This is a genomic window from Pseudomonas sp. QTF5 (genome assembly GCF_000512695.2).
Lineage (GTDB): Bacteria > Pseudomonadota > Gammaproteobacteria > Pseudomonadales > Pseudomonadaceae > Aquipseudomonas.
This window is the reverse complement of the sequence record NZ_AZRW02000018.1, coordinates 96873-107674: the sequence shown is the minus strand read 5'-3', so window position 1 is coordinate 107674 and position 10802 is coordinate 96873. Positions and strand designations below refer to the sequence as shown.

9 protein-coding genes are annotated in these 10802 nt (G+C 59.1%); 5 read left to right on the top strand and 4 right to left on the bottom strand.

The genetic code is table 11. The features are described 5' to 3' along the window. Nucleotides 1-398 precede the first annotated feature (398 nt). Nucleotides 399-2336: an alkaline phosphatase D family protein gene (locus tag IC37_RS16150; RefSeq protein ID WP_030128707.1), complete on the top strand. Its 1938-nt coding sequence runs from the start codon at nt 399-401 to the stop codon at nt 2334-2336. A gap of 16 nt (nt 2337-2352) precedes the next feature. Beyond that, a complete protein-coding gene (locus IC37_RS16145; protein ID WP_030128706.1) occupies nt 2353-2880 on the top strand; it encodes an adenylate kinase in 528 nt (175 codons plus the stop codon). A gap of 100 nt (nt 2881-2980) precedes the next feature. Here the strand turns inward: IC37_RS16145 and IC37_RS16140 are convergent, their stop codons facing one another. Continuing rightward, the gene (locus tag IC37_RS16140; protein WP_030128705.1) at nt 2981-4156 is read right to left on the bottom strand and encodes an aspartate aminotransferase family protein; all 1176 of its coding nucleotides are present in this window, start codon (nt 4154-4156) and stop codon (nt 2981-2983) included. Nucleotides 4157-4258: 102 nt separating this feature from the next. On the opposite strand from IC37_RS16140, the gene IC37_RS16135 reads away from it, so the two are divergent. After that, complete coding sequence (locus IC37_RS16135) at nt 4259-5164, top strand: LysR family transcriptional regulator (protein WP_030128704.1); 906 nt, start codon at nt 4259-4261, stop codon at nt 5162-5164. Between the two features lie 58 nt (nt 5165-5222). Here IC37_RS16135 and msrA read toward each other — a convergent pair whose 3' ends face one another. Genes msrA through msrB form a run of 3 tightly spaced genes read right to left on the bottom strand, consistent with a single transcriptional unit; the run spans nt 5223 to nt 8304 of the window. Continuing rightward, the gene (gene msrA / locus IC37_RS16130; protein WP_030128703.1) at nt 5223-5930 is read right to left on the bottom strand and encodes a peptide-methionine (S)-S-oxide reductase MsrA; all 708 of its coding nucleotides are present in this window, start codon (nt 5928-5930) and stop codon (nt 5223-5225) included. Between the two features lie 27 nt (nt 5931-5957). Next, complete coding sequence (locus IC37_RS16125; protein ID WP_030128702.1) at nt 5958-7745, bottom strand: cytochrome c biogenesis protein DipZ; 1788 nt, start codon at nt 7743-7745, stop codon at nt 5958-5960. 43 nt (nt 7746-7788) lie between these two features. Next, nucleotides 7789-8304 carry a peptide-methionine (R)-S-oxide reductase MsrB gene (gene msrB, locus IC37_RS16120; RefSeq protein ID WP_030128701.1) on the bottom strand — a complete coding sequence of 172 codons (516 nt, stop codon included), beginning with the start codon at nt 8302-8304 and terminating at the stop codon, nt 7789-7791. Between the two features lie 153 nt (nt 8305-8457). Between msrB and IC37_RS16115 the strand changes: the two genes are divergently transcribed. After that, a complete protein-coding gene (locus tag IC37_RS16115; protein WP_030128700.1) occupies nt 8458-9174 on the top strand; it encodes a response regulator transcription factor in 717 nt (238 codons plus the stop codon). Then, nucleotides 9171-10697, top strand: coding sequence for a HAMP domain-containing sensor histidine kinase (locus tag IC37_RS16110; protein WP_030128699.1), 1527 nt, complete (start codon nt 9171-9173; stop codon nt 10695-10697). The genes IC37_RS16115 and IC37_RS16110 overlap by 4 nt, the downstream gene beginning before the upstream one ends. The last annotated feature ends 105 nt before the right edge of the window (nt 10698-10802 follow it).

Sequence of the window (10802 nt, the reverse complement as noted above, 5' to 3'; positions counted from 1 at the left end):
CTGTCAAGCGGTTATTTTCAGAAGTTTTCAAAGTTTCCTTTTTAACTTCAACCACTTGCGCTTCCGATCTCTCGTTAGCGGGAGGCGAATAGTACAGCATTTTATTTCGAGGTCAACCACCTGCTGCAATTAATTTTCCCTTAGCGAAGCGCCTCAAGGCGAGTACTGACTTCTGCTTCTTAAGCAGTCCTGGCTTTACTTGCTTTACTCATCGACAAACCCCATATCTGGGCAGGGTGAAACCAGCATGCGTCCGCCACAGTTCCTTTGGCAGATGTATTGTGCGAAGCGATCATCGCTTGTTACAGATCAAGGCATAAGCCATTGGCTATCAGACAAGCCTCGCCACCGGCTGCGTTATCATCGCCCGCCTCTCTGCACCAAGAGCGTTGAACTGGATGTCCGTATCTCTGCCATTGCCTGCCGATCATTCCCCATTGCCACCAGTCCTCGCAGGCCCGCTATTGCGGCGCCTGGACCCTACGCGGCTGGCGCTGTGGCTGGTGGGGTCACGTGCGTTGACGCTGATGCTACGCCTGCAAGGAGTCGACATCCGTCTCGACGCAGGGCAATGCACGATCATCCAGGTTGGTACTCATGCCTTCATTCATTTGATTGATGTGCCACTGGATGCCGCCCTGCCCTGCGACACATTGATCGAGTACGACCTGCTGATCACCGAAGCGGATGGCACGCCGTCGGGCATAGCCGAATGGGCACCGCATCTGCTGTACGGCAAAGCATGTTGCCCGAATTTCGTGCTGCGTTCGCGCATCGATCAATTGCTGCATGGCTCCTGCCGTAAACCTCACCATCCGGCTGCAGATGGTTTGCTGTGCGTCGATCGGTTGCTGGAATCCGAGCCTGACGCTTGCAAGCGCCCCGCGCTATTAATGATGAGCGGCGATCAGGTGTATGCGGATGATGTCGCGGGACCGATGTTGCGGGCAATTCATGCCTTGATCGAGCGTCTCGGGCTGTTCGACGAACACCTCGACGGTGCGGTGGTCAGCGACAGTGCCAGGCTCTATGAACACCCGGCCAGTTACTACCATCGTGCGGATTTGTTACCGGCGCTTGAGAGCAACGAAACCCTGCGCGAACGATTTTTCGGTGGAGCGCGTAAGCCGATTTTTACCAGTAGCAGCGCCGACAACCATCTGGTGACATTCGCCGAGGTCATGGCCATGTACCTATTAGTATGGTCGCCAACGCCCTGGATACTGATCGCGCCGCAACCACCGGCACTGACGCCCGAACGACGCAAGCGCTATGCCCTGGAACAGACGCGCATCGACGCGTTCAAGACCGAACTGGGTGGTGTGGGGCGAGCGATGGCACATCTGCCGTGCCTGATGATTTTCGACGACCACGATATTACCGATGACTGGAATCTTTCCGCGCAATGGGAGGAAACGGCCTACGGCCATCCGTTCTCCAAGCGCATCATCGGCAACGCGCTGCTCGCTTATATGTTGTGTCAGGGTTGGGGCAACAACCCGGACGCGTTTGGCAGCATGCTGGAAAAAACCCGTCTATTGAGTGCTACGGGGCAAGACCATTACCTCGACAGCGAGGTCCAGGATAGCTTGATCGATGAGCTGCTGAACTTTCAGAAGTGGCATTACGTACTGCCCACCCGCCCGGCGCTGGTAGTGCTCGACACTCGCACCCGACGCTGGCGCAGCGAGATTAACCTCAAGCAACCCTCGGGCCTGCTGGACTGGGAAGCGCTCAGCGAGCTACAACAGGAATTGCTCGATCATCCCTCAGCGATCATCGTTTCGCCGGCACCGATTTTCGGCGTCAAACTGATCGAAACCGTGCAACGGGTGTTTAGCTGGTGCGGCTATCCGCTGCTGGTGGACGCCGAAAACTGGATGGCCCATCGCGGCGCGGCCCAGGTGATCCTGAACATTTTCCGACACTCCCGCACACCCGGTAACTACGTGGTGCTGTCCGGCGATGTGCATTATTCCTTCGTCTACGAAGTATTGATCCGACACCGAAAAGCCGGCCCACGAATCTGGCAGATCACCAGCAGCGGCATCAAAAACGAATTCCCGCCCGCCCTGCTCGAATGGTTCGACCGCCTCAACCGCTGGCTCTACTCTCCCCGCTCACCCCTCAATTGGCTGACCAAGCGCCGGCGCATGCGCATTGTTCCGCACATTCCCGAACACGCCGAAGCGGGGGAACGGCTGTGGAACTCGGCAGGAATCGGCCAAGTGTTCTTCAATGAAAAGGGCCAGCCGCAGGATATTTATCAATTCAACGCGGATGGATCGCCGAAGACGCGGATGATTGCGCCTGAAATTTCCGAAGCGGCTGAATGACTTTGCCCGAGTTGCCATGAGCAATTATTACCTGCACACCATGAACCTCACCCGAACCCTGATCATCGGCAACTCCGGCTCGGGCAAGAGTTGGCTGGCCAAACGATTGGCCGAACACCTGCAAGTGCCCTGGATCGATCTCGACCTGATTCACTGGATATCCGATGAACACAGCATCGCTCGTCCCCGCGCCGAAGCATTGGGAATGGCGCGAGTGGCAGCGAGTAAAAAGCGTTGGGTTATTGAGGGTGTGTATGGGTGGATGGTCAGTGAACTTGTGGGACAGGCGACGACGCTGATCTGGCTGTGTCTGGAGGACGAAGACTGCGTCAGTCATATTCGGCAGCGAGAAGCGAAGCGGGACGATAGTGACGAGTTGCTGATAGCGTTACAGGACTGGGCGGGGAGCTACCGAAATCGCGAAGGGTCCAGTGGATTTGCCGCGCATCAGCGTTTGTTTGAGGGGTTCAGCAACTCGAAACTTCAACTGATGAACCGGGCTGAAGTCACGGCTTTCGTCAGCAGCATGCAAAAAAACGACTGATCGCTTTCGGTTTTTTTGGGGAGATGCGTTCTAGACGGAGACACCGTTTCCGCAGGAGCTGCCGAAGGCTGCTCCTACAGAGGCGTACATCCAATAGAAGTCAGGCCGCACTCACCGCCCGCACCACCCCTCTGACAATCATCTCCACTTCCCGCTCATCGATCGTTAGCGGCGGCAACAGGCGAATGGTCTTGCTCCGTGTCACGTTGATCAGCAAGCCGTGATCGCGTGCGGCAATCAGTGTCAAGTCACGGATCGGTTGGGCGAGTTCGATGCCGATCATCAAGCCCTGGCCACGGATCGCCAGGACGTTCGGATTGCCAGCCAGTTCGATGCGTAATCTGGCGAGCAGACGTTCCCCCTGAAGTTTGGCGTTTTCCAGCAGGCCTTGTTCCTCGATGATCTCCAGCACGGTGTAACCCACCCGGCACGCCAGCGGATTGCCACCGAACGTGCTGCCGTGGCTGCCAGGGGTGAACAGGTCGGCAGCTCTGCCCCGGGCCAGGCAGGCACCAATTGGAATTCCATTGCCCAGGCCTTTGGCCAGGGTCATGACGTCCGGGATGATGCCTTCATGCTGGAACGCAAACCACTGACCGGTGCGGCCGATGCCGGTCTGGATCTCGTCGAGCATCAGCAGCCAGGCGCGGCGGTTGCACAGTTCACGAACCGCTTTGAGATAACCGGACGGCGCCACTTGCACACCGCTTTCACCCTGAATCGGCTCCATCAGAATCGCCACGATGCGCGGACCGTGGGCGTGTTGCACCGCCTCCAGCGCCGCGAGGTCGCCAAACGGCACTTTAACGAAATCCCCCGGCAATTCGTTAAACCCCAGGCGCACTGCCGGGCCGTCGCTGGCGGACAAGGTGCCAAGAGTACGACCGTGAAAGGCGTTTTCCATGACCACTACCAACGGCCGCTCGATGCCTTTATGCCAGCCGTAAAGCCGCGTGAGTTTCAACGCGGTTTCGTTGGCTTCGGCACCAGAGTTGTTGAAGAACGCCCGCTCCATGCCCGACAGCCAAACCAATTTCTGCGCTAACCGCTGTTGCCAGTCGATGCTGTACAGATTCGAGGTGTGCAACAGTAGCCCGGCTTGTTCGCTAATGGCCGACACAATTCGCGGATGTGAGTGGCCGACGTTGGTCACCGCTACACCTGCCACCGCGTCCAGGTATTCACGACCGGCCTGATCCCACAGGCGCGTGCCCAGACCTTTGCTGAAACTCAGGGCCAAGGGTTGGTAGGTGCTCATCAGGCAGGCGGCAGTCATGACATCAAACTCCATTAATAGTCGGTGTTTTTACAGTATGGTTAGCCACCTGAACTGGATAAATACTGCAACACTTCAATCATTTTAAAGCTGAGCTTGATAATGGACTTGTTCCTGGCAATGACCGTTTACGTAAGAGTGGTGGAAGCCGGCAGCATGACCGCCGCCGCTTTGCAGTGCGAAATGTCCACAACCATGGTCGGTAATCATCTTCGAGCCCTGGAGCAACGTCTGGGTGTGCGCCTGCTCAACCGTACGACACGACGCCAGCGGCTGACGGAATTCGGCACGGCGTACTATCAACGTTGTCTCGAGGTATTGGGGCTGGTGGCCGATTCCGAACGCCTGGCCGAACAGACCCTCGACGAGCCGAGCGGCACCCTGCGCATCACCGCACCACTGACCTTCGGCACCGAACGACTGGCGCCGGCCTTGAGCGAATTCGCCCTGTGTTGTCCGCAGGTCAAACTCGACGTCGTTTTGACCAACCAGCGCCTGGATCTGCTCGACAACGGTTTCGATGTAGCGATTCGCTTGGGCACTACCGAGATGTCCAACATGATCGCCCGCCCGCTCATGGACTACACAATGACCCTGTGCGCTTCGAAGGACTATCTGGAGCGTCGAGGCACACCAGAAAAACCCACCGACCTGCAACACCATGACTGCCTGGCCTTCGCCTACCCGGCCGGAGATGACTGGCACTCGGTAGCCAAACAATGGCGCCTGAGAGGACCTGAAGGCGAAGTCATGGTGGCGGTCAGCGGACCGATGCTGATCAACAGCTCGGCGGGACTGCATCAAGCGGCGCGAACCGGTATGGGCATCGTAATGGTGCCAGATGCGTTGGTGGAGCAGGACCTGCAGGACGGAAAACTGGTGGCCTTGATGCAGGACTACCAACTGCCGAGTCGGCCGATGAACCTTGTGTACGCCCAAGACCGCTACCGTTTGCCGAAATTGCGCAGCTTCGTCGACTTTGCACTGCAAAGGTGGGGCAAGCCATAGCCAGGGCGATGACAAGTTCATCATGATCCTGCCCGAGGCCTTCGTCTGAGCTGTTTGCTTAGAAGCCCGTTTTCACCAACACCGGCTTCTCCTGATACCGATCCGGATATAGCTGCTTCAACTGTGCCACCTTCGGAAGATCATTGATCACAACGTAAGGGTAGGTCGGGTGCTCGGTCAGGAAGTCCTGATGCTCCTCCTCTGCCGGGTAGAAACCGTTGTAGGTTTCCAGTTTGGTGACGATGGGTTTGTTGAACGAATGGGCGGCGTCGAGCTGGGTGATATAGGCCTGGGCGACGCGTTGCTGTTCAGCGCTTTTCAGGAAAAGCGCCGACCGATACTGGGTGCCGCGGTCCGGCCCCTGGCGGTTGAGTTCGGTGGGGTTGTGGGCCACCGAGAAGTAGATCTGCAGCAGGCTGCCATAACTGACTTGAGCGGGATCGAAGGTGACTTCGACGGCCTCTGCATGACCGGTATCACCATTGCTGACCCGCTCATATTGAGCGGTGTCAGCGGCGCCGCCAGCGTAACCGGAGACGGCGTTTTTCACCCCTTTGACGTGTTGAAATACCCCTTGGACGCCCCAGAAGCAACCGCCGGCAAAAACCGCCGTCTCACTGTGCGCTTGAGTGTTTTCGTCGAGCGTTGGTGGTGGAATGATGACCGCCTCTTCGGCGCCTCCGAAGGAGAACGCTGCGCATTGACCGATAATGCTGGCAGCAGCCAGTCCCAGCAGGGTGCGACGCCAATTGAATAAGGTTTTCATGGGCTGTCTCCTGAATGAATGGGGCTATCAACCAAACGTAAATGCATACGCCGACACACCGGGATCGAGAAATTCAATGCTGAATGTCCGGTCCTTTACGCCTGCGGTCTGGCGTACCAGTTGATATAACCGCTGCTCGGTGACGCTGCCGCTGCCATCGGGCGCCACATCGACACCGTGAGCATCAACTGGGGGCTTGCCGTCAATCAACACTTTGAAACGCACCGGTTTACCGTCGGCGCCGGGGCCCAATACCAAGTGCAGATCGCGAGCGTGGAAGCGGTAGACGATACGACTGGCCGATGCGCTTGAGACAGCACGCTCCGGACCGACAGTCCATTGCCCCCCCAGACTCCAGTCATTGAGGGCCAATTGCGACGGTGGGCTATAGGCTTTCATTTTGTCCGGCACCAGACCGGTTTCAGGGACGAAGTGCTCCGCCCGCTCGTAACCGAGATAGGTTTCGGGCGATTGCACTTCACTCATGTCCGGGGCGAGCTGAACCCCCTCGGCACGAGCATTGATCAGCCCGTCCGCGACCTTCGCGGCGCCCGCCTCACGCAGCAGTTGCTGAATCACTCGCTCCGATTCGGCGTACTTACCTTCACCAAAGTGGTGATAACGAATGCGCCCCTGAGCATCGGCAAAATAGTGGGCTGGCCAGTATTGGTTGTTGAAAGCACGCCAGACCTTATAGTCGTTATCGATTGCCACCGGATAGGTGATGCCCAGGTCCTTCATGGCTTTGGTGACGTTGCCTACATCCCGCTCGAAGGCAAACTCGGGCGTATGAACGCCGATCACCACCAAGCCCTGATCGCGATACTTCTCGGCCCAAGCCTTCACATACGGCAGGGTGCGCAGGCAGTTGATACAGGAGTAAGTCCAGAAATCCACCAGTACAACCTTGCCCTTCAAGGCCTGGGCGGTGAGAGGGGGTGAATTGAGCCATTGCACAGCGCCGTCCAGCGATGGAAGGTTGCCTTCAATCGGCAGTTCGCCCGGTATCTTGGCGGTCATTTTCATCCTGTCGGCGGGTTGATCGCCGTCCTGTGGAATCTGCGACATCATCGCCCCACTGTCGGTCGGCAACTGACCGGCCAATCGGCTTACCAGCGCTTGCTCGATACCGCCGGTGGATGCCGTCGAGACCCGCGCCAGAATCCCGGTATCCAGCCCCAAGGCGATCGCCACTACACCGGCCAGCATCGCGCCCCCCAAGCCTCGACGCAGCCACTCGCCTGCACCTATCGAGCGCTTCATCGCGGCGAAGACTTTACCGCCCAGCAGCAACGCCGCGGCGAGAGAGGTGGCGGCACCGGCCGCGTAAGCCAGTAGCAACAGGGTCGTGGCGATATTTGCCCCTTGCAGCGCCGCGCCAGTCAATAGCAGGCCCAGAATCGGCCCGGCGCAGGGCGCCCAGAGCAATCCCGTGGCGACACCGATCAGCAACGAAGCGCCGGGACGCGGCCGGGTATCGGCAGCCGCGGCTTCCGACAGCCGACCGCCGGCAGCCACCAGTGGACGCGTCAGGCGCTCGGCCAACCGAGGCAGCAACAGCGTCAGCCCGAACAGTGCAACGAACAGCAACGCGAGCCAGCGACCGTACTGATTGACTTGCACCACCCAACCGCCGCCCACCGCCGCCAACGAGGCGACGAGCGCGAAGGTCAGCGCCATCCCCGCCAGTAGCGGCAAGCCACTCTTCATAAATGGCTGCCCGGTTCGAGCGAAGACAAAGGGCAATACCGGCAGAATGCACGGGCTGACGATCGTCAGCACACCACCGAGATAAGCGAGGACCAGAAGCCACATAACGTCGACCTGCGTGAAGTGAATGAAAGGAAGTGCCCATGGATTACGCCTGTGGCTTGAAGGTCAGCGCCAGACCATTCATGCAGTAGCGCAGACCGGTGGGCTTCGGCCCGTCCTCGAAGACATGGCCCAGATGACCACCGCAACGACGGCAGTGGACCTCTTCGCGCAGCATGCCGAAGGTGCGGTCCTGACGAGTGGCCACAGCGTTGTCGAGTGAAGCCCAGAAGCTTGGCCATCCAGTGCGGCTGTCGAACTTGGTGTCGGAAGAAAACAACGGCAGATCACAACCGGCGCAGGCAAAAGTACCCTTGCGGTGCTCGTTGTTCAGCGGGCTGCTGTAGGCCCGTTCGGTGCCCTCTTCGCGCAGGATCTCGTACTGCTCGGCGCTGAGCAGGGTGCGCCATTCGCTGTCGCTGTGGGTCACCTCGAAAACCTCTGCCGCGCGAGCCTCATCGATCAGCGCGGTGCTTGTGGAAAATTTTGGCAATACACCGATCACCAGGGCTGCAGCCCCCAGCCCGCCGCTCGCTACAAGAAACTGTCGCCGTGAAAACATGGGCCTTCTCCAAAATTCCAGGTGCCTTGCATGGAACACAGCCTAGGCTTGAGTTGATCGCCAAATCCTCACGAGGAGTTAAATAATTCGTGATAACTCAACCTCAGGAAAACCCGCACAATGTGTTCATTGCGTCACAAAGGATTGAGCTCCATGGAACAGACCAAACGCGTCCTGGTGGTCGAGGACGACCTGCATATCGCCGATCTGATCTGCCTGCATCTGCGCGATGAGCAGTTCGAGGTGGTGCACTGCGCCGACGGCGATGAGGGCATGCGACTGCTGCAGCAAGGAAGCTGGGATGCACTGATCCTCGACCTGATGTTGCCCGGCGTCGACGGCCTGGAAATCTGCCGCCGCGCCCGGGCCATGGCCCGCTACACACCGATCATCATCACCAGTGCGCGCTCCAGCGAAGTCCATCGAATTCTGGGGCTGGAACTCGGGGCCGATGATTACCTGGCCAAACCCTTTTCCATTCTAGAGCTGGTTGCGCGGGTCAAGGCATTGCTGCGACGGGTCGACGCCATGGCCCGTAACCTGAAAATGGACGCAGGCAGCCTGATCAGCGATGGCCTGTCCATCGACCCGATCACCCGTGAAGTATCTCTCGATGGTCGGCGTCTTGACCTCACGCCGCGGGAGTTCGACCTGCTGTACTTCTTTGTCCGCCAGCCCGGCAAGGTTTTCTCGCGCATGGACCTGCTCAACGCGGTGTGGGGCTACAGCCATGAAGGTTACGAGCACACGGTCAACACCCACATCAACCGCCTGCGGGCCAAGATCGAGGCCGATCCGGCGCAACCGGCGCGAATCCTCACCGTGTGGGGTCGTGGCTACAAATTCGCCACGAGCGGAGAGCAGCCATGAGGTTGACCCTGACCCAACGCCTGTCCCTGGTGTTCGCCGTATTGTTGCTGGTGTGCTGCGGCACCTCGGCATGGATGCAGGTGCGCTCCAACCACATGCATGAACTGGAAGTGGTGCAAGGATTGTCGCGGGATCTGGCGCAACACATTGCCCACGACACCGTGCTGATGGACCGCAATGGTCCGATGCCCAATGCCGTGCGCGAGTTGTTCAGCCAGCTGATGCTGGTCAACCCGAGTGTGGAGGTCTATCTGCTGGACACCGGAGGCCGGATTATCGGCAGCGCCGCGCCCGAGGGGCGGATACGCCGGGAGCGGGTCGATCTGGCGCCGATCCAGCGTTTGCTCAAAGGCGAGGCCCTGCCGATTCTCGGCGACGATCCGCGCAGCGTCGATGGCAGCAAGGTGTTCAGCGCTTCGCCATTGCAGGTCAATGGTCAGCCGGTCGGTTACCTGTATGTGGTGTTGCTCAGCGAAGAGCACGACCGCTTCGCCGAACGCGGCGCCACCAGCGCGGCGCTCAATACCGCGTTGTTGTCCATTGGGCTGGTGGCGTTGCTGTGCCTGATTGCCGGCCTCACGGCATTTGCCCTGATCACCCGACCATTGCGTCGTTTGACCGAAAAAGTCAGTCAGTTCGATATCAATGGGGTTCCGTCTGCTCCGCCCGCCTCGCCCGAGCCAGAACCGGTAGAAAAAGCCGCCAGCCACGATGAAATCGCCATACTCGACGCCGCCTTCCGGCAGATGCAAGTACGCCTCGGCGAACAATGGCGCTCGCTGACCCGTCAGGATCAGGAGCGTCGCGAACTGGTGGCGAACATCTCCCACGACCTGCGCACACCGCTGGCCTCGCTGCACGGTTACCTGGAAACCCTGTCACTCAAGGACAGCACGTTATCCCCCGCCGACCGCCGCCGCTACCTGGGGATCGCTCTGGATCAAAGCCGCAAGGTCGGCGGCCTGGCGCAATCGTTGCTGGAACTGGTACGGCTGGAACACGGTTTCGTGCAACCGGTGCTGGAGCGCTTCTCCCTGACCGATCTGGTGCAGGATATCTTTCAGAAATTCGAGCTCACCGCCGAAGCACGCCAGATCGAACTCAAGGCCACCTTCGCCCCCAATGTCGCCGTGGCTTGCGCCGACCTGGGGTTGATCGAACGGGTGCTGACCAACCTGTTCGACAACGCCCTGCGCCATACCCCTCAGGGTGGAGAAATCGAACTCAGTCTTCGCCCTCAAGGGTCTTTTATCGAAGTGACCGTCAGCGACACCGGCCCCGGCATAGCCTCCCCATTGCGTGAAGGTCTGTTCCTGCGCCCGTTCAACATTGGCGGCGCACGGCGTGATGGCGGGCTGGGGCTGCGGATCGTGCACCGGATCCTGCAGTTGCACGGTCGAGAGATCGAATTGCTCGATATGCCCGGACGCGGTGCAACCTTTCGCTTCTCCTTGCCGGTGGATGAGCAAACGGCGGAACAATGTGTGGTTCGCTCGATGAATATAAATTCGATGGGCCAATAGTCGATAGCGCTGGCAAAAATGCTGACCAGCCGCCTGTTCATCCGTGACAACGCAGCCTCGCTCCAATAGATTAGGCGGCCTGAAAAAGCCTCGTGCTTTCTCGCC